Origin of the sequence: Marinobacter adhaerens HP15, assembly GCF_000166295.1 — a bacterium.
Lineage (GTDB): Bacteria > Pseudomonadota > Gammaproteobacteria > Pseudomonadales > Oleiphilaceae > Marinobacter > Marinobacter adhaerens.
The window spans coordinates 2,978,190-2,995,153 of the sequence record NC_017506.1 but is presented as its reverse complement, the minus strand read 5'-3'; the positions used below and the strand labels follow the sequence as shown (position 1 = coordinate 2,995,153).

The following is a 16,964-nucleotide window of genomic DNA, read 5'->3' as shown; positions in this document are numbered from 1 at the left end:
AATACCCTCACACAGCGCATCCAGCCCCTCGGTCAGCACTCCAGGTGTCGGGTTTCCCCCGTTTCCACATCGGTGTAAGTGACCTTCACGGTTTTGAAGTTCAGGTCTACAAACAGGTGGCAGTAATAGTCTCCATGGCGCCAGGCCATGGCCACGCTTGAGTTGTTGGAATAGTTCAGTTCGAAGTGCCCATCAAAGGCCGGGTAGTTGCTGCGGAACTTCATCAGGCTTAGCAGGCGTTGTACCACCGGTTTCTGGATGTCCTGCTCCACTTCTTCGAGGGTGTAGTAATGGCGGTTGATGTCTCGCAACTCGCCACTTTGTTCCATCAGCTCGTGATCGTTACAGCCGGCCAGTAGCCCCACGTAGTAAACCTGTGGGATGCCCGGGGTGAAAAACTGGATGGCCCGGGCGGCGATGTAGGCGTCGTCGTTTTGCATCAGCGCGTCATAAAAGGTGCAGGTGAGCTGATAGATGGCACCCACGCTGTGAATGTTGGCCGCTGAGCGCCGCATGATGGGGTCCGCGCTGCGGGCGTCGATGTTGTCGATCAGTACTTTGATTTTCTCATCCGGCAAAACGCCTTCCACATCGGGAATGCAGATGCCGTCATGGGTATCCAGCACGGTGACCATGTTGCGCGGGCACATGCGCAGCCAGTTCTTCAGGTAGGTGCTGTTGGCGTCCAGCAGTGAATAGAGCAGCAGCGGCGGCAGGGCAAAGCCGTAGGGGTGCATGTTGCGCCGGCTGATGGCGTACTGGTAGCTGGTGTGGTCGTGTACTTCCGGCAGGCATTCCGCCCCGTGTTTCAAGGCAACCTGGTTGACCCAATCGAGGATCTGATACACCTCCGGTTCCACCAGAAAGCAGCTGGTGCCGATCCGTTTGGTGGTGTATCCGAAGGCGTCCAGCCGCAGCAGATTAACCCCTTTTGACGTCAGAAATCCGATGTAGCTTTCCATCAGCTGATAGGCCAGGTCGGATTCGTAATTCAGGTCGATCTGCTGCTCGGTGAAGGTACACCACACTCGGGTTTTGGTGCCGTCGGACAGGGTCACTTCCCGGAAGGGTTCCTTCTCCTTGCGGATGTGAATCTTCGCCATGTCGTCCGGTGAGATCTCGCCGAATTTGTCCACGTGCACAAACAGATCGGCGTATTCCGAGTCGAAGCCGTTGGCAATGAAGTCGGTGAACTCCGGCGATTCGTCCGAGATATGATTAACCGTCAGATCCACGCACAGATCGTACTTTGCCGTAAAGGCTTCGATGTCGTCCCAGGTGCCCACCTTCGGGTCCACTTCCTTGTGGGTCAGCGGCGAGAAGCCGCCATCGGCGTTGGAGGGAAAAAACGGCAGGATGTGCAGCCCGCCGATGGCTTCGGACAGATGCGTGTCCACCACGGTGTAAAGGTCTTTCAGATTGTTGCCGATCCGGTCCGGATAACAGATCAGCTGCACCGCATTTTTGAGCAACATGGTGTGGTTTCCTCCGTTCAGGCGGCGCAATGACCAATGGGCAGAATCTTTTCCAGTTTGGTGGCGCGGCGCTGTTCGGCGGTGTCGATGAATTCCCGCCCCCAGTAATCGATGTCGTAACGGCTGACCACTTCAAAGGCCTCGCTGAGCCGATTCTGTGCTTCGCTGCGGCTCATGGCCAGGGCGTAGTAGCAGGTGTCGGCAAGGTCCTGGGGGTGGTGGGGATTGGCCAGGATGGCACCGCGCAGTTCGGCGGCGGCGCCGGCGAATTCCGAGAGCACCAGTCTGCCACTGCCCTGGGTCAGGCCCTGGGTGGCAATGTATTCCTTGGCCACCAGGTTCAGGCCGTCCCGCAGCGGTGTAATCCACATCACGTCCGCCATGGTGTAGTAAGACACCAGTTCCTCGAACGGCAGGGCGCGGAAGAAGAATTGCACGGGCGTCCAGCCCACCTGTGCGAACTGGCCGTTGATGCGACCGACCGTCTGCTCGATCTGCGAAAGCAGTTCCTCGTAGATGGTCATCCCTGCGGCCGCCGGCACGCAGACCATCATCAGGGTAACTTTGGTTTTCAGCTCCGGGTGCTCGTTGAGCATGCGTTCGTAGGCATCGAGTTTTTCGATGATGCCTTTGGTGAAGTCGAGGCGCTCGACCGACAGAATCAGCCGAACGTCCATCAGTTCGTTACGCAGGGTTTCCATGCGGTCAATCACGCTCTGGTCTGCCAGCGCATGTCGCACCCGGTTCAGGTCCAGCCCCACCGGGTGGGCGCCCAGGCCGATCTTGCGATCATTCACCTTGATTTCGGTGCTCATCTCATCAAGGCCCACGGCACAGCCGTAGGTCAGGAACCGGGGCGCACAGCCGGCTTTCTGAGTCACTTCCAGGGGCGTGACACCGCGAGCCACATCGACAAAGTTTTCCGCCTGCCTGGGAATGTGGAAGCCGATGTGATCGCACTGCAACAGGCTGCCAACGATTTCACGGCGCCAGGGCAGCACGTTGAACACGTCTGCTGAGGGGAAATAGGTGTGATGGAAAAAGGCAATGGTGAGGTCCGGGCGAATCTCGCGCAGGTAGGCCGGCACCATCCATAGATTGTAATCGTGAATCCACACCACCGCGTTCTCTGCGGCTTCCTCGGCCGCGCGCTCCGCAAACTGCTTGTTGACCTTGAGGAACACCTGCCAGTGATCATCGTGGAAGGTGGCCCGCTCCCAGAAGGTGTGCAGGGTTGGCCAGAAGGCTTCCTTGGAGAACCGCTTGTAGAAAATCTCGACGTCGTCTTTGCTTAGGGGCACCCGCGCGGCCACCAGTTTTTCGTAGCGGTCGGTATCCACTTCGGTGTGGGTCTGGAACGGGCCCAGGTCCGGGTCGTCAATGGACCAGGCCACCCAGGAGCCGGCTTTGCCGTCGGCAAAGAAGCTCAGCAGCGTGGGGATGATGCCATTGGGGGATTTGGGGCGACGGCGGATCAGTTCGCCGTTTTCCACCACTTCTTCGTAGGGCAGGCGGTGGTACACGATCACCAGGTCGGATTTGCCCCGGTTCATGTAGTCCGGCGCTTCCGCTTCAATGCCCAGATGGCCGAGATACCCGAAGTGTTCGAACGCCTCAAGGATACCGCCACAGCCGGTTGCCCCGGCGTGAAGAACCCTTGCCTTGTGCATGGTAGCGTCCAGCAGGCCGGGCTCAGATTCGCCCACGCACACGCCTTTGAAGCCGTGCTCGTACATCGACAGGTCATTCAGGGTGTCGCCGGCCACCAGCACGGATTCCGGGTCGACGTTCAGGTGTTTCACCAGTTGTGACAGGGTGCGCCCCTTGTTCACGCCCTGGGGCAGGATGTCCAGGTACTTGTGGTTGGAGAAGAGCGCAGTGCAGGACAGCGCCTCGATGCGGGCGACCATCTCGTCAGTGACCACATCGCCGTCGCAGAAATAGGACACGCGGCGTTCCTGGGGGACTTCCTGTCGCTGCAGGCCGTCAAAGGGGAGCAGCGCGTCTTCGATCATCTGTTCGCCCGGCCAGAGCTCGTCGATCTCGCCTTGCAGCGGTTGGATGGCCTGCTGGGTCTCGCCGTGAACCACGGTGCAGCCGACGTCACAGATGATGTAGTCCGGCTGCGGAATGGTGGGGTCGGACAGCAGCGGCAGCACGGATTCCAGGCCGCGACCGGTCACAAATACCAGGTCTATTTCGGGGTGGGCGGCAACCAGTCGGTAGAGCTTGAGGCGGTTGTCGGGGTCACCCGCGAGAAAAGTACCATCGAGATCGGTGGCCAGTAACATAGTCTGCTCCTATCGAAACTTTTGCTCAGATAAGGAATGCGTTGCAGCTTTCATACCGGAATCGGATTTAACAGCGTCACCTATGGCGCAGCGATTGCAGGCCAGTAAGCAGTGGCACGGCGATCAGGGCGATACAAAAACTGAACAACACACCCCAAGTGCTTGCTGTCTGAGGCAAACAAGCCCTTTCATTTCAGGGCAGGGAGGTGTGTATCTGGACTTTAATGCGCCCTATTGGTGCAATTCTCGCGAGTGTCGCGCTATTACAGCTCGGCAGTGGCTTGTTGAATACGCTGCTGGCGGTTACGGCCAATGAGCAGGGTTTTTCCACGGCGCGGATCGGCGTCATCATGTCCGGTTTTTTCGTGGGGTTCGCCTGCGGCATCTTTATCAGTGGCCGTTTGATCCGCCGCATGGGCCATATCCGTACCTTTGCCTTCTGCGCGGCGGTGTGCGCGTCCATCGCGCTGCTGCACTCCCTATGGGTTGATCCCTGGGCATGGATGGCGCTTCGCTTTCTTTACGGATTGTCCCTGGTCACCCTGATGACGGTGACGGAGAGCTGGCTAAACGCCCGCGCTGAGAAGCACGAGCGCGGGCGGGTCTTCGCCATGTATATGGTGGTCAACCTTGGGGGAATTGCCCTTGCTCAGCAACTGCTCAGGCTGAGCCCGGGCGAGCTGTTGGTACTGTTTTCGGTGTCGGCCATCCTCAGTTGCTGGGCGCTGCTGCCCATCACCATCAGCAGTCGCAGCCAACCCCACATTCCCGAGCGGGCGAAGAGCAGTCTGAAGAAAATCATCGGCTTTGCGCCGCTGGCCGTTGCTACCTCGGCGCTCTCCGGCCTGGCCATGGGCGCTTTCTGGGCGATGGCGCCGTTGTACGCGAGCAAGCTCGGATTCGGGTTGTCGGAGGTGGGGCTGTTGATGAGCCTCACCATTGTGGGCGGTGCGCTGCTGCAGATCCCGATCGGCCGGTTTTCCGATACTCAGGACCGTCGGAAGGTGCTGGTCGTTGTGGCGGCGCTGGCGGCCGGAATGTGCCTGATGATGCCGTTGGCCTGGAGCAACACGTCACTGATGGCGGTGTTCTTTGTGTGGGGCGGTCTGTCGTTCTCGCTGTACCCGCTGGGTGTGGCGCAATTACTCGATCAGCTGCACCCCGACGAGGTGGTTTCCGGTTCCACGGACATGCTGGTACTGCACGGAGCGGGCGCTGCCCTGGCGCCTCTGCTCGTGGGTTTGATTATGAATCTGGTGGGCCCTCAGGGCATGCCTGTTTACATGGCGGTTGTTCTGGGCTTGCTCGCCACCTATGCGATCTATCAGGTACGCCATGTTTCCGTGCTCACCGCGGGCGAGCAGGCGCATTTTGAGCCGATGGCGCAGTCGTCCCATGAGATTGTTGAAATGATTGAGCGGTAGATAGTTATCGCACCGGCTCACCGCTCCAGGGACGCTGAGTGACCCGCGTTCGAGCTTCTCGATAGCCGGGAAGTCATTGGCTCTGTAGCTGCCCTACATAGGCGGAAACGAAGGCCGCTTCCTGGAAGGCCTTTAACCCCGTCTCTGCAAACGCAATGGGGAGCGGGTTGGCGGCTAGGGTGGACTTGATGAGAGCGGAGGGCAGCAGGGTCACCGTCAATTCGATGTCGGCGATGAGTTGAATGGCCGCTTCCAATTTAAAGCTGACAGCACCACCGGCAAATTTGCCTTTGGGCATTCGCTCTTTGATCGCGACGTGAGTCACGCCGTACTCGGCCATTAATGCCGCAAAGGCCGCATGGAACTGCTTCAGGTCTTCACGGCTATGGTTTTTTGGCAGTGACAGTTTGCGCACCTTGCATTCCGGCAAATTGAACTGCCCCCGGTCCATATTCAGAAAACACACCACTGCATCACTGCCGGTAAGCTCAACGCCGCAAACAATCATAGCCATTTCCCCCGTGCCCGCCGGTTATCAGCCGCAGCACTTCTTGAATTTGAGCCCGCTACCGCAGTTGCAGATATCGTTACGTGAAGGCGATTTTACCGTGGTAACCGTCCCGCCTTTGGTCAGGATAGCAGTGAGCTCGGTAATGGACTCAACGGCGCCCTCGCGGGTATCCACCGAAATGTTTGCGTACAGCTTTGCCCTGGCCACCTGCGCTTCGACTTCCTGCTTGCGCGCGTCACTGGTTACCACCAGCGTAAGCGGGTATTTCTTGCTGCCACTCTTCTGGCTGGCGTTGGTCTGAAAGCCGCCGTAAGTGGTGTGGTGCTGGCGTGCGTCCTGCCGGCCTTTGAAGAAAAATTTGTCTGACATGCTGAGATCCTGATGGGGAGAATGCCCGGGCTATTGCCGGGAGGAGTCTTTTAGCATGCTTATGGAGACGGCGATATAGGGAGATACGAAATCCGCCTGGTCCCCCGTGACGGTTTTGTGACCTTTCCTTGATCGACTTTTTACCCAGCCGTGACGGCCGCGTAAGCGTTCCTGCTTAGTCTGCATTCTGATGCTGCTGGTCTTCAGGTATGGGGTCGGCAGTGTCGAATAGACACTATTTCCAATAAGGAGAATGCACAATGAAAAGCCTGACAGCGACGCTTCTGGCCCTCGGTACCACCCTGGCCCTGATGGCCCCGGCCCATGCAGACGACATGGACAAGGGCAACAAGGGAATGGACGACACCATGATGCAGGACGACATGAAAGATGACGGTATGGCCAAAGACTCCATGAAGTCCGACACCATGGACACCATGCATGACGGGATGAAGACCGAAAGCATGATGGATGAGGACATGAAGAAAGAGGGAATGGAAAAAGACGCCATGAAAAAGGATGGAATGTCCGAAGGGGATAAAACATCCATGTAATGGCCGGAAATTTTCCAGATTGGCGCTCTATTGAACGCCGTAAACCTCAATAATCGTCTTGGCCAGCTCCAGGTCGTTCTGGTTCGCCAGTGCGAGCTGGTTCAGTGCTCGGATGGTGGTGTCTTTCTGGGAGGCATCGACACCCAGCAGTTGCACGATGGTGTCCACCTTTTCACCGCCACCGCTTGCCAGTTGGTGGCGAAACTCTCCGCTGAACGCGATGATGATTTCCTTGATTTGTCGCGGCTTGGAGGTGGAGATCCCGGTCGGGGTGTCAGGTTTCAGGGTGACGAAGTACTGGTCCGGCGAGAACTCGTGAATGGCACCGGAAACCCCATCGGTAGTGGAACCCAGAAGCCCGCCGATCACGATGTTCCCGAAGAACCAGGGGTTGGTTGTGGTAGAGAGCTGAGCGGTGTAGGTCTTGTAGCCTTCCTTCTCAAAGGTAATGGACTGGTTGGAGCCCCGGTCCACTGGCACTGTCAGTGGCGTTTTACCGAGCACTCGGCCGGAAACCGTAACGGTGGCTTCTTCGGGCTCGCTGTTGAAGGTGAGCTTCTGGTCGGTTCCTGAGACGACCGACGCGCAACCGGTCGACAGAAACGCGATTGCAGCGAGTGTGAGGAGTAGGGAGTACTTCATGGTTCTTCCTTGTTGTAGAACGTGGTTCCAGAAACGTTATTGCGTGAGGGAGACGTCACCGGGCTGGATTTGCAGTTCGGCGAGTTTGTCGAGCAGACCCTGAATGTTGGCTTTGCCGGAGCCTTCGTTGGCCAGTCTCAGGCGCTTGATAGCGGCGAATGCATCGCCAATGGTGGCGGTGTAGGGGGCGACAACCGTTTCATTCAGAACCACGGCACCGTTGTTATCGCGGTCAGTGAGGATGTATCTCACGTGGGTGGTTACCTCGAAGTCCAGACCGAACATGGGTTGGTCAACTTCCAGCAGGAGCGCTTCGAGCTGGTAGCGGCCGGAGCCTGCGAGCAGTCCCTGTTTTTGCAGGGTTTGCTTCAGGGCACCAGCGAACGCATCGTTGTCGATTTCAGAAGTCCAGGCGGGGTTTGTTTTTTCACCGCCAGATACGTTGGTGACATCCACATTGTCTTCCAGGGCTGTGTCGTAGGCCTTCACTGGCCCCTCATACACCATGTTGCCCATTTTGGCGCCGGAGGCGCAGCCTGTGAGGTATAGCAGAGCAGCCAGCACTGCCAGGATCCTTGCGTTTCGCACAGTAGATTCCTTCTTACTTAATTGATTATTTTGAGTTATTCCCTGCCGACACGCCGGAGCTTATGGCAGCGCGCCATGGTAGCCGAGCGTTGGTGAGCTTGCTATGAACTGAGGGGGTAACCGGAGTAAAATCTCGTGAAATGTCACTGAGAGGCCGCTCTGGAGTCTGTTCCAGTGCTGCGGGCTTTTTGTGCTAAAGGCTATTCCTTGAGCCGAACGAGCAACCGCCCATCCTGGACCTGGATATAGTCCACGCCGGCTGCAAAGGATTGCCAGAACCCCGGGTTGGCACCGAACTCGTTGACCAGATCCACGTTCTTGAGGTTGCCCAGCCAGGCGTTGGGGATGGGAACGCCCATCAGGCTCACTCCCTTTAACTTAACCAGCGGGCGACCGTTGGCAAAGGAGAGTTCCACTCCTGCATTTACTCGCACCGTTCTGCCGCCGAGTACAGGGAAACCCTCTTCAAAAGGTACGAGAAGCACCGCACTCAGAAGATCGTCCGAGAGATCGACGGCGAGTCGTTGAGCCAGATCGGTGTTGTTGGCGAGCATGCCGTTGAGTTCCCGCTCGCTGAAGCGTACCTCCCGGCTGGCACCTTCCTCACTGTAGGGCTCTGGCTTTAACGGGCCGGCAGATCCACCACCTTGGGTGTCAATCCCCAGGGTGTTCAATTTGCTGTTGAGTGAATTCTGTTCACTGGCATTCAGGGTTACGGGTTCGAAGTTGTCTGGGAACACATAGTGGCTTAACCACCAGTAACCAATGCCGACAGTGACAATGATGGTAAGCAGGACAATGCCAAAGACATGCAGGCCACTGAAGCCCTTCTTTGCGGGTGGTGGAGCGGATGTTGGTTTATCGTCGGTTGTTTCGTTCATTGCCGATGACACCGCTTTAACGCGGTGGTTTCAGTTCCCTTTTTTGAATTTCGCTTTGCAATTCCCGCTCATGCACATGGTGCAGTAATGCTCACGGTCCTCGTGCTTGGTGCCCTCTGTGATCTTGATGCCACAGCCATTGCAGAGCAGAACGGCAACGTCGCCTTCAAATTTCACAATAGCGTGTTCGTATTCCATAAGACACCCCGGTCCTGATTTAAAATGCATCATCAGTAGTACGGTATTTGCAGCGGGGCAGACCGCTGGCGGGCTGCTACCACTGGCGTGTTTGAGATTAAACCGCGATAAACTCTTTTCGTCATTCCAGAACCTTTGGCCAGTTGGCGTCTGCCTGTCGAATGAAGCCCTCTGTGTCTTCCAGCCATCGATCCTGAACTGACTCATTGTAGTTGAGATACAGCCGGCCATCGCGGATGGCCCAGTGTTGAGGGTCGCCTTTGGCGAGGTAGCCTTGGGCAACCGCCCAGGCGCAGTAGCCGCCGTAGGCAGGCAAGTAGCGTTCAGGATTGGCTTCGAAGCGCGTCAGGTTCTCCGCACTCGCGAATCGCCAGGTTACGCCCAGGTGCTCTGTGGTGTATTCGCGCGAGCCTTTGGCTGGTTTTCCCGTTTCGAAGTAGCTGACTGTGTCGTAGCCGCCCGCCCCGGTATTGCTCAGCAGGCCGGTGTAGACGGCAGGCTCAGAGGCCCAGATGGTGGCGCTAAAGACCGAGGCGAAGGTGAGGAGTAGCTTTCGTGAGTTCATGTCGGTTTTCTCGTTCTGGCTGGAGTTCCTATTAAACCTCTCAGTACTTCGGCTAATATCACGTGCGAAAAACAAGAGAATAACAAGAAGGTAAAGAACAGTGATGTTGCTAACTGGCTTTGGGCTTGGTTGCCTGCTACCCCTTTTCGTAATCACTTTGCGTGATTTTCGCCATTTGTTGGTTGGCAAGCTCTTCTTGCTGGTGATCATCGCTTCAGTTGGGTTCCTGGTCGATCCACTGATGCCAAGGGAGTGGCGCTGGATCACCTCCGATCTGCAAACTGCGTTACCCGGACTATTCTGGTTGCTTTGCCAACTGATTTTTGCTCCACGTCCTCATTTGAGATCCGTTTGGAGCGCGATGGCTCTCTATAGCTTTTTGGCGCCATCCCTGTCACGGCCCTTCGTGGGAGTCGAAGACTCGTCGATAGTGGCGGTCTTTTTTGGCTGGAGACTGGGTCAGTTTTTCGAATATGTCGTCGTGTTGCATGGTCTCAGCTTTGTTATTCGATATTGGCGAAATGATCTGGTAGAAACCCGCAGGAAAGCTCGCCTGGCCTTCCTGTTAATTATTGGTGGCGCTGTGGGTATCGCGACGATTAGCCTTAATTTCGGGCTCTATCATGAATACAGTCGCGGGATCATCTCGGGCCTCGCTGCTTTTGCAACGCTGATCTGTCTGGTGACGGCGCGTGAGGGGATCATGGACCTGGTGGGCAGCGACCTGTCGTCTGGCCAGAGACCATCCAGACTGAATGCAAACCTGAATTCAGATCCGCAAGAGCCTCTTTCGGCGCAACAGGAACAGGATGCCGAGGCACTTGGCCGAACAATGGCTGAGGGCTTTTATCGGACGGAGAAACTGACCCTGAAAAAACTGTCTGAAGCCACCGATATTCCTGAATATCGTCTGCGGAAAGTGATCAATCAGGCTTTGGGGTATCGCAATTTTAATGATTACATCAATCAACTCAGGGTAGCCGAAGCTTCTGAGCGTCTGCTGGACGAGCCGGAGACGCCAGTTCTTAATATTTCTCTGGATGTTGGCTATCGCACTCTTAGTTCGTTCAACCGGGCGTTTCGGGATATTCAGAATACAACGCCAACTGAGTTCCGGCAGGCCCGTTCCGGGGCCGATATTGGCTGATTAAAACCTTTAATTTCTGCAATTTTAGTTTTTGCACAATACCCTTTCTTGCCTCTTCAAACCCTTGGCGCACAAGCCGTTGCAGGATTTGCACAGGGCGTGTGGCTTTCTGCACATCTGTTGTTCTCGCCAAGTCATTGCCGCCTGCTTAGTGTCGTTCGGTACACCGCGTTCGTTTGAGGACGTGAGAATAAAAACACAAGAAAACAGAGGTTAAGATGCGCCAGGCTAGAACGTTCAAGAAGCGACTGTTGGTTACAGCCATTGCAGGCAGTGTTCTGCTCTCCGGTTGCGGAGGGGATGATGGTCAAGACGGAGTGGATGGCAAGGATGGGGTCGACGGGCAGCCCGCCGATGTTGTGGCCGAACTTGCTGTGACCACCTCCGGTTTTTCAATCCCTGAGGGTGCCATTCTGGTAGCGCCCGATGCGGCAGACGGTGATGACATTACCGAGGCGTTGTCTGTTGCACTTTTTGATCTGCCGGAAGATGCCCTGGTGGTCTTGCCGAAAGGGCGTTTTGTGGTCACAGAGAGCATTGTTGTAAACAGTGCCAGTGGGTTAACCCTCACCGGTCACGGCATCAACGAAACCGCATTGGACTTCAGTAATTCCAATGGCGACGATGCATTCCGCTTTCAGGGCGGAAATGGAATCACTGTGCGTGACTTCGGCGTTTATGAGGCCCCAAAAAACGGTATCAAAGCCACCAACGTCAACGGCATCCATATGACCCACACCGCCACTGTCTGGGAAGGTGAGCTGGAGGCCAATAACGGGGCCTATGGGCTGTATCCCCTGAAGAGCCAGAACGTGCTGCTGGAGAACAATTACGCCTTCGGCTCTGCGGATGCGGGCATCTACGTGGGCCAGTCCGAAAATATTGTGGTACGGAACAACACCGCCAAGCAGAACGTGGCCGGCATCGAGATAGAGAACTCCACCATGGCGGATGTCTACAACAACATCGCGCTCGGAAACTCCGGTGGCATTCTGGTCTTCGACTTGCCCGGGCTGGATAAGGCCTATGGTGGCAATGTTCGTGTGTTCAATAACCAGGCATACAGCAATAACGCCGATAATGTCGGTGCTGGTGTGGTTGGGTTGGTACCGCCGGGAACCGGTGCGCTGGTGCTGGCGACCAGCGACGTTGAGATTTACAACAACCAGATCACCGATAACGACACCACGGCTGTTGCGATCACCAGTTACCTTTTGGTCGATGACGACCTGCCCAGTTACCCAGCCAATTATGGCGCCACCATCGGTAACGGCTGGAGCCCGACGCTCAAGAACGTCTACCTGCACAACAACACCATTGCCCGGAACGGCGGTAACCCCCGGGGCGCGCTGCTCCAGCCAATTATTGATGGCTACGCTTCGAACATGAACAGCAAGGGAACACCACAAACGTTCCCGGCGATTCTGTACGACGGGATTGGTGAATTGCTCTCCAATGCCGGTGAGCTGGCTGCCTTTAATGCGCTGGTCGGCGCCGAGGCTCAGGCGGATGGCGTGAACTACGACCCTTATGGCCCAGGTGATCAGATTTGTGCCAACAGCAACATCAACGGCAACCCGGCGCCAGACTACGACGAAGTGAATACTGGTCTGGTCTATCCGGATGATCCCGCCCAGATAACAATGGTCGACGGCAGTGGCAACCCGCTACCGCATCTGCTGATTGATCAGATGGTCAACAATACCTTTCTGAATTGCGTTCAGCCCCGGCTGGCACCGGCAGTGGTGAATTTCCGCAACAACATATACGGCTGTACCGGGGATGACCTGGCGGAAGCCGCCTGCGCGCTGTAAGGGAGGGTTTCGAATGAGCAACAACCATAGAGCAATCGCAGCGGTATTGGGGGCTTCGGTACTTCTGGCCGCCTGTGGAGGCGGTGGAAGTGGGGATTCCTCGGTTGACGAGGGTTCGGGTCTGACCGGGAGCGCACTGAATGCCAGTGCAGGGGCGCCGACAGGATCGGAAGGCAGCTGCAGTGCAACGACAGATGGCGTGAACTGGGACGCGCTGATGACCGAGGTGTGTCCCAAGCTTTCCGACTACAACCTGTTTGCCGACGCCAGTGATCCCACGTCGGGACCGACGCGAGGTGGGGTGCCCTATGATCTCTCGACCGCTTTGTTTTCTGACTACACCACCAAGTACCGTTTCGTGTTTGTGCCGGAAGGCCAACAGGTCGGTTACAACGCGTCAGAGGTTCTCGAGTTTCCGGTCGGGACGGTGATAGCAAAAACTTTTGCGTTGCCGGAGAACACCGCCATGCGTGACGGTGCAGAGCTGGTCATCGAGACCCGGCTGCTGATTCATCGAACCGATGGCTGGATCGCATTGCCGTATTACTGGTCCTCGGAGTCGGATGCGACTTTGGCTATCGCGGGCAAACGCCTGACTGATCTGTCCACCGTAAACAATCAAGGGCAAGCACTCACCTTTGATTACGCGGTGCCCAAGGCCGCAGACTGCACCTCCTGCCATTCTATCGTGCCGGACCTTGCCGGGCCTGATGACCAGCGCGAGCAGATCTTCCTGCCGATAGGTCCCAAAGCCCGTTATCTGAATACCAACTTCAGTTATCCCGATGGTACGGTATACAACCAGCTTCAATACTGGGCCGAAGGCGAGTTGCTGACCGGATTGCCAGGGGATTTCAACACCGTGGAAAAGGCGCCGGTATTCGATGACAACACCCATATTCCGTCATTGAGTGATGCGGAATTGAACGATGCGGCCAGAGCCTATCTAGACATCAACTGCGCCCACTGCCACCGTGCCGACCTGACGTTGCCTGCCGACTATGCAGGGCCCGCTGGAAGCAGCGGCGTGCAGTTGGAGTACAACCGCAACTATGCCGACTCGCCTGGTAAATTCGGTGTCTGCAAGGACCCGGTGGCGGGCGGCAAAGAGGGATACCCGTACGATGTGATTCCAGGCAACGCGGATGAGTCTTACCTGCTGTTCCGGGTCGAAACGACAGATAGCAGGCACAAGATGCCTGAGCTGGGCCGCAGCACGGTGCATCAGGAAGGTGCTCAACTGATCCGAAGCTGGATTGACTATCTCCCAAGAGCCAGTTGTTCACCGAGTACTTAGTTCCTTTCCAGCGTGAACCTGACCCTGGCTCAGGCCTGGGTCAGCACACGCTTGCAGCGGCGAAAGAGTTCCGCCGAGAGATAGTATCGACCACGTCGGTATAAAGTTTGCGTCTGTTTCTGCCTGCAGGGCGATCATTCGTCTTGCATAAACGCCTTGGTCAGAATGCTCAGATGGTGTTCGAGTGTGTCTGAAAACTCCAGCTGGAAAACGGTCAGCGGTTCCAGCTGCATGGCTTTTCGGGCCGGCTCCGGCGGGTGAGACATATGCCAGCAGCCGATCAGTGCTTGCTGGCACTGCAGGAGGTATCGCAGGCAAGCGGCTTCTTCCCGGTTTGTTGCTTTGCCGATGACAGCGGTGATACGCCGGGACTGTGACAGCAGGAACAGTTTGAACTCCCGGGCCTCCTCTTCGCTCAGGCCGGTTTCAAGAGCAATGTGCAGGATGGCGGTGAGACCGCAGAACACGGGGTGGGCCAGGATGCGGTCTACAAACTGGTTGGGGAAACCGTCCGGGCCAACGGCTTCAACGTCTGAAACCCAGCCTGACATTGCGCGGCGATAAACGGCAATGAACAGCAGTTCCTTGCTGCGGAAGTAGCGATACAGTGCCGCTTTGGTGAGCCCGGTTTCGCGGGCCACATCCGCCAGGGTCAGGCCGTGGAACCGGTGCTCCAGAAACAGCCTTTCCGCCGCATCGAGTATCTGCTGTTCCCGCAGCGCCTTGTCCGACTCGGTCCGGGCGCGTTGTTTACCACCGCATAGTCTGTGCTTCAAAACCACCTCAAAATGCTTGTTTGTTGGCCCACATCAGGCTTGCAGCCACCCGGCCAGCCGTCGTGTTACGGCACGGGGCGAGAGTTTACCAGACCAGACCATCAGCAGGTTGCGCAGCCCCGGAATAACAATGGCGTTTCTGCGTTGGGCCAGGGATTTCTTGACCACTGCCTCGGCTGTCATGGTGCCGGCTTTGAAGAGTTTGGTGTCAGTCATGTGTGCTTCCTGGGCAAACTCTGAAGCAGTGGCACCAGGGCACAAGGCACTCACCGCAACGCCTGCCCCTTTGAGTTCCTCATGAAGCGCTTCGGAGAAAGACAACACAAATGCTTTGGTGGCGTAGTAAATGGCCATATTCGGCCCGGCCTGGAACGCCGCTGTGGAAGCCACGTTGATCACAAAACTGCCGCTCTGTTTGCGCAGGGCTGGCAGCAGCTGCCAGGTGAGGGAGACCAGCGAGGTGATGTTCACCTGGATCATTGCCAGCTGTCGTTCCAGCGCCAGATCGGAAAAGGCGCCGCGGTCGCCAAACCCGGCGTTGTTGATCAAGCCGGCAAGCGGCCAGCCGCCCTCGTTGATCCGCCGGGCCAGTGCGTCGGCGCCGGTCTGATCCGCCAGGTCGGCTTTCAGGACGATGGCCTCAATTCCATGCTGTTTCTTTAATTCTGCGGCCAGAGCATTCAGGCGCTCTTCCCGGCGAGCCACCAGAATCACGTTCTGTTTTTCCGCGGCGAGTGCCCGGGCGAAGCACTCGCCAATGCCGGCGCTGGCGCCAGTGATAACCACGTACGACATGATTCTCTCCATTTAAATGAACGGTGGTTACTTAATGTACTCTAGTGATTTCTGTCTGTAAATGACCGTTGGTTACTTATTTGTATTTCCGGTGCTGAAATTGAAAATCCGATTGATCAATACGGCCCCGGGGTTGCCTGATAGTGCGATGTGAACTGCGAGGTTTATCGTGCCTCAAATTTGGGATAGGCTTTCAAGTCCCTAAAATCAGGGATAAATTTTCAAACATAAGGAAATGGAATGACGGCTCAACGTTTCACCGAATACAAGATGGTCCATATTTCGGAAGGTGGCTGTGGCACGCTCCTGCTCGGCTCCTCTGGCCTGCCTTTGAAAAAAATCGAAGCAGAATTGAATCGGTATGCTGCCGAGGGTTGGCAGGTGGTATTCCAGGTTCTGGAGATGAAGCGTTTCTGGCTGTTCTGGCAGCGTGAATCCGTGATTGTGACCCTGGGGCGCTAACCGGTGCTGCAGGCGTTAGCACTGAAGGCCATCGGGTTTTATCGTCGGACAGGCGGTGGTACTCGATGGTTTGGCATCGACTGCAACTTTGAGCCGAGTTGCTCGGCTTACTCTGAGGAAGCTATCCGCCGGTTCGGATTCTATGAGGGAGTGAGGTTAACGTTTCACCGCCTTCGCAGGTGCAACAGGCCGGACGCGATCTGTAAATGCATTGAGCCGGTCACGGGGGATATCGGGCATGCTGAGACAAGAAGAGGTTGATGCCGAGGAAGAAGCCCTCAGAAAGAAGATTCGAGAGCTTTCAGAAGAACAGCGAGTGGAATTCTACCGGAAGGCCGGGAAAGCGGTGAAGGATCCGGATACCTACGCGGCACTGAACTGGTTTTTTGTCACCGGATTGCACCATTTTTACCTGGGGCGATGGCAATGGGGGCTGATGGATATTGGCGCCTTGCTTGTTGCTATCGGGTGTTTCGTCGCTGGTTTGGTTTTGCCCGGAGTTATCCTGCTTGCGATCGTTTATTCCTGGGAATTGTGGCAACTTTTCAGGTCCCAGATTATTGTCCAGGACTGGAATAACCGGCTTTATCGGGATTTGTTGCGACGCTATTAACCTATGAAAAACGGATGGGTAAATCGCTTAGTGTGTTCAAAAAAAAAGGCAGCCCTAAGGCTGCCTTTTTTGATCACGTATTGGCTGTTATTTACAGGCCAATAACGTTTTCTGCTTGCGGGCCTTTTTGGCCCTGAGTCACGGTGAACTCAACTTCCTGGCCTTCGGCCAGAGTTTTGAAACCGCCACCCTGAATATTGCTGTAATGAACAAAGACGTCTGCGCCGCCTTCACGAGTAATAAAACCAAAACCTTTTGCTTCGTTGAAGAACTTAACGTTGCCGGTAATTGTAGACATAAATAGTTATCCTGAAATTAATCAATAAGGTGCCGTCAAAGGATCGTTTTGATCATTGATCAGCGATATGCGGGAAATAAAAAAACGTGCAGGATCAAAAACAGGACAAAAGGTGTGGCAACACAAGAGGTCTTATTCGTGAAATGCTTTGCTAGATCTTTCCAACGAGCAAGACAGTACGCTAATTAGGAGGCCCTGCATAGCAAAGTTTTCAACTGTTGCGAAAAACCGGAACAGACTTGTTTGCTGGGCAAACACTCTGTT

General features: G+C 56.1%; 20 protein-coding genes. 8 read left to right on the top strand and 12 right to left on the bottom strand.

Annotation, left to right across the window (positions count from 1 at the left end; genetic code table 11):
* Window positions 1-32 precede the first annotated feature (32 nt).
* On the bottom strand, window positions 33-1,475 hold the full coding sequence (gene gtfA, locus HP15_RS14160) for a sucrose phosphorylase (protein ID WP_014578108.1): 1,443 nt from the start codon (window positions 1,473-1,475) through the stop codon (window positions 33-35).
* Window positions 1,476-1,492: 17 nt separating this feature from the next.
* Entirely contained in the window at window positions 1,493-3,766 is a 2,274-nt protein-coding gene (ggpS, locus tag HP15_RS14155) for a glucosylglycerol-phosphate synthase (RefSeq protein WP_014578107.1), read from the bottom strand.
* A gap of 224 nt (window positions 3,767-3,990) precedes the next feature.
* On the opposite strand from ggpS, the gene HP15_RS14150 reads away from it, so the two are divergent.
* Window positions 3,991-5,190 carry an MFS transporter gene (locus tag HP15_RS14150; protein ID WP_041645517.1) on the top strand — a complete coding sequence of 400 codons (1,200 nt, stop codon included), beginning with the start codon at window positions 3,991-3,993 and terminating at the stop codon, window positions 5,188-5,190.
* A 73-nt stretch (window positions 5,191-5,263) separates the two neighbouring features.
* Here the strand turns inward: HP15_RS14150 and HP15_RS14145 are convergent, their stop codons facing one another.
* Together HP15_RS14145 and HP15_RS14140 are read right to left on the bottom strand one after the other, a co-directional pair.
* On the bottom strand, window positions 5,264-5,698 hold the full coding sequence (locus tag HP15_RS14145) for a DUF3010 family protein (protein WP_014578105.1): 435 nt from the start codon (window positions 5,696-5,698) through the stop codon (window positions 5,264-5,266).
* Window positions 5,699-5,725: 27 nt separating this feature from the next.
* On the bottom strand, window positions 5,726-6,070 hold the full coding sequence (locus HP15_RS14140) for a PBPRA1643 family SWIM/SEC-C metal-binding motif protein (protein WP_014578104.1): 345 nt from the start codon (window positions 6,068-6,070) through the stop codon (window positions 5,726-5,728).
* Between the two features lie 260 nt (window positions 6,071-6,330).
* Between HP15_RS14140 and HP15_RS14135 the strand changes: the two genes are divergently transcribed.
* Window positions 6,331-6,624 carry a hypothetical protein gene (locus HP15_RS14135; RefSeq protein ID WP_014578103.1) on the top strand — a complete coding sequence of 98 codons (294 nt, stop codon included), beginning with the start codon at window positions 6,331-6,333 and terminating at the stop codon, window positions 6,622-6,624.
* A gap of 27 nt (window positions 6,625-6,651) precedes the next feature.
* Here HP15_RS14135 and HP15_RS14130 read toward each other — a convergent pair whose 3' ends face one another.
* From HP15_RS14130 to HP15_RS14115, 5 genes are all read right to left on the bottom strand, one after another.
* Window positions 6,652-7,266: a PEGA domain-containing protein gene (locus tag HP15_RS14130; RefSeq protein ID WP_014578102.1), complete on the bottom strand. Its 615-nt coding sequence runs from the start codon at window positions 7,264-7,266 to the stop codon at window positions 6,652-6,654.
* Window positions 7,267-7,302: 36 nt separating this feature from the next.
* Entirely contained in the window at window positions 7,303-7,854 is a 552-nt protein-coding gene (locus tag HP15_RS14125; RefSeq protein ID WP_139216062.1) for a hypothetical protein, read from the bottom strand.
* A gap of 200 nt (window positions 7,855-8,054) precedes the next feature.
* A complete protein-coding gene (locus HP15_RS14120) occupies window positions 8,055-8,735 on the bottom strand; it encodes a hypothetical protein (protein ID WP_014578100.1) in 681 nt (226 codons plus the stop codon).
* 30 nt (window positions 8,736-8,765) lie between these two features.
* Window positions 8,766-8,933, bottom strand: a complete 168-nt coding sequence (locus HP15_RS22380) for a hypothetical protein (RefSeq protein ID WP_008172490.1) — start codon at window positions 8,931-8,933, stop codon at window positions 8,766-8,768.
* A gap of 121 nt (window positions 8,934-9,054) precedes the next feature.
* Entirely contained in the window at window positions 9,055-9,498 is a 444-nt protein-coding gene (locus HP15_RS14115) for a YHS domain-containing (seleno)protein (protein WP_014578099.1), read from the bottom strand.
* Window positions 9,499-9,601: 103 nt separating this feature from the next.
* On the opposite strand from HP15_RS14115, the gene HP15_RS14110 reads away from it, so the two are divergent.
* The 3 genes from HP15_RS14110 to HP15_RS14100 all read left to right on the top strand — a co-directional run bounded on the left by HP15_RS14110 (window position 9,602) and on the right by HP15_RS14100 (window position 13,756).
* Window positions 9,602-10,645, top strand: coding sequence for a helix-turn-helix domain-containing protein (locus tag HP15_RS14110; RefSeq protein ID WP_041645514.1), 1,044 nt, complete (start codon window positions 9,602-9,604; stop codon window positions 10,643-10,645).
* Window positions 10,646-10,863: 218 nt separating this feature from the next.
* Window positions 10,864-12,459 carry a parallel beta-helix domain-containing protein gene (locus HP15_RS14105; RefSeq protein ID WP_014578097.1) on the top strand — a complete coding sequence of 532 codons (1,596 nt, stop codon included), beginning with the start codon at window positions 10,864-10,866 and terminating at the stop codon, window positions 12,457-12,459.
* Between the two features lie 13 nt (window positions 12,460-12,472).
* Window positions 12,473-13,756 carry an SO2930 family diheme c-type cytochrome gene (locus HP15_RS14100; RefSeq protein ID WP_014578096.1) on the top strand — a complete coding sequence of 428 codons (1,284 nt, stop codon included), beginning with the start codon at window positions 12,473-12,475 and terminating at the stop codon, window positions 13,754-13,756.
* A 134-nt stretch (window positions 13,757-13,890) separates the two neighbouring features.
* Here HP15_RS14100 and HP15_RS14095 read toward each other — a convergent pair whose 3' ends face one another.
* Entirely contained in the window at window positions 13,891-14,538 is a 648-nt protein-coding gene (locus HP15_RS14095; protein ID WP_014578095.1) for a TetR family transcriptional regulator, read from the bottom strand.
* Between the two features lie 27 nt (window positions 14,539-14,565).
* Complete coding sequence (locus tag HP15_RS14090) at window positions 14,566-15,327, bottom strand: SDR family NAD(P)-dependent oxidoreductase (RefSeq protein WP_041645512.1); 762 nt, start codon at window positions 15,325-15,327, stop codon at window positions 14,566-14,568.
* Window positions 15,328-15,567: 240 nt separating this feature from the next.
* Between HP15_RS14090 and HP15_RS14085 the strand changes: the two genes are divergently transcribed.
* From HP15_RS14085 to HP15_RS14080, 3 genes are read left to right on the top strand one after another with little or no spacing between them, the layout of a single operon-like run.
* Entirely contained in the window at window positions 15,568-15,789 is a 222-nt protein-coding gene (locus HP15_RS14085) for a DUF4177 domain-containing protein (RefSeq protein WP_014578093.1), read from the top strand.
* 3 nt (window positions 15,790-15,792) lie between these two features.
* Window positions 15,793-16,050 carry a membrane protein insertion efficiency factor YidD gene (yidD, locus tag HP15_RS23085; RefSeq protein ID WP_085987845.1) on the top strand — a complete coding sequence of 86 codons (258 nt, stop codon included), beginning with the start codon at window positions 15,793-15,795 and terminating at the stop codon, window positions 16,048-16,050.
* Window positions 16,028-16,402: a TM2 domain-containing protein gene (locus tag HP15_RS14080; protein WP_014578092.1), complete on the top strand. Its 375-nt coding sequence runs from the start codon at window positions 16,028-16,030 to the stop codon at window positions 16,400-16,402. The genes yidD and HP15_RS14080 overlap by 23 nt, the downstream gene beginning before the upstream one ends.
* Window positions 16,403-16,493: 91 nt before the next feature.
* On the opposite strand, the gene HP15_RS14075 is transcribed toward HP15_RS14080, so the two are convergent.
* Window positions 16,494-16,700 (bottom strand): cold-shock protein, encoded by a 207-nt coding sequence (locus HP15_RS14075; protein WP_008172483.1) that lies wholly within the window; start codon window positions 16,698-16,700, stop codon window positions 16,494-16,496.
* Window positions 16,701-16,964: the final 264 nt, after the last annotated feature.

Coding starts and splice junctions, on each gene's coding strand:
- gtfA (WP_014578108.1), bottom strand. CDS start 1,475: ATGTTGCTCAAAAATGCGGTGCAGCTGATCTGTTATCCGGACCGGATC.
- HP15_RS14075 (WP_008172483.1), bottom strand. CDS start 16,700: ATGTCTACAATTACCGGCAACGTTAAGTTCTTCAACGAAGCAAAAGGT.
- ggpS (WP_014578107.1), bottom strand. CDS start 3,766: ATGTTACTGGCCACCGATCTCGATGGTACTTTTCTCGCGGGTGACCCC.
- HP15_RS14150 (WP_041645517.1), top strand. CDS start 3,991: ATGCGCCCTATTGGTGCAATTCTCGCGAGTGTCGCGCTATTACAGCTC.
- HP15_RS14145 (WP_014578105.1), bottom strand. CDS start 5,698: ATGATTGTTTGCGGCGTTGAGCTTACCGGCAGTGATGCAGTGGTGTGT.
- HP15_RS14110 (WP_041645514.1), top strand. CDS start 9,602: ATGTTGCTAACTGGCTTTGGGCTTGGTTGCCTGCTACCCCTTTTCGTA.
- HP15_RS14085 (WP_014578093.1), top strand. CDS start 15,568: ATGACGGCTCAACGTTTCACCGAATACAAGATGGTCCATATTTCGGAA.
- HP15_RS14105 (WP_014578097.1), top strand. CDS start 10,864: ATGCGCCAGGCTAGAACGTTCAAGAAGCGACTGTTGGTTACAGCCATT.
- HP15_RS14135 (WP_014578103.1), top strand. CDS start 6,331: ATGAAAAGCCTGACAGCGACGCTTCTGGCCCTCGGTACCACCCTGGCC.
- HP15_RS14130 (WP_014578102.1), bottom strand. CDS start 7,266: ATGAAGTACTCCCTACTCCTCACACTCGCTGCAATCGCGTTTCTGTCG.
- HP15_RS14120 (WP_014578100.1), bottom strand. CDS start 8,735: ATGAACGAAACAACCGACGATAAACCAACATCCGCTCCACCACCCGCA.
- HP15_RS14080 (WP_014578092.1), top strand. CDS start 16,028: ATGCTGAGACAAGAAGAGGTTGATGCCGAGGAAGAAGCCCTCAGAAAG.
- HP15_RS14100 (WP_014578096.1), top strand. CDS start 12,473: ATGAGCAACAACCATAGAGCAATCGCAGCGGTATTGGGGGCTTCGGTA.
- HP15_RS22380 (WP_008172490.1), bottom strand. CDS start 8,933: ATGGAATACGAACACGCTATTGTGAAATTTGAAGGCGACGTTGCCGTT.
- HP15_RS14115 (WP_014578099.1), bottom strand. CDS start 9,498: ATGAACTCACGAAAGCTACTCCTCACCTTCGCCTCGGTCTTTAGCGCC.
- HP15_RS14140 (WP_014578104.1), bottom strand. CDS start 6,070: ATGTCAGACAAATTTTTCTTCAAAGGCCGGCAGGACGCACGCCAGCAC.
- HP15_RS14090 (WP_041645512.1), bottom strand. CDS start 15,327: ATGTCGTACGTGGTTATCACTGGCGCCAGCGCCGGCATTGGCGAGTGC.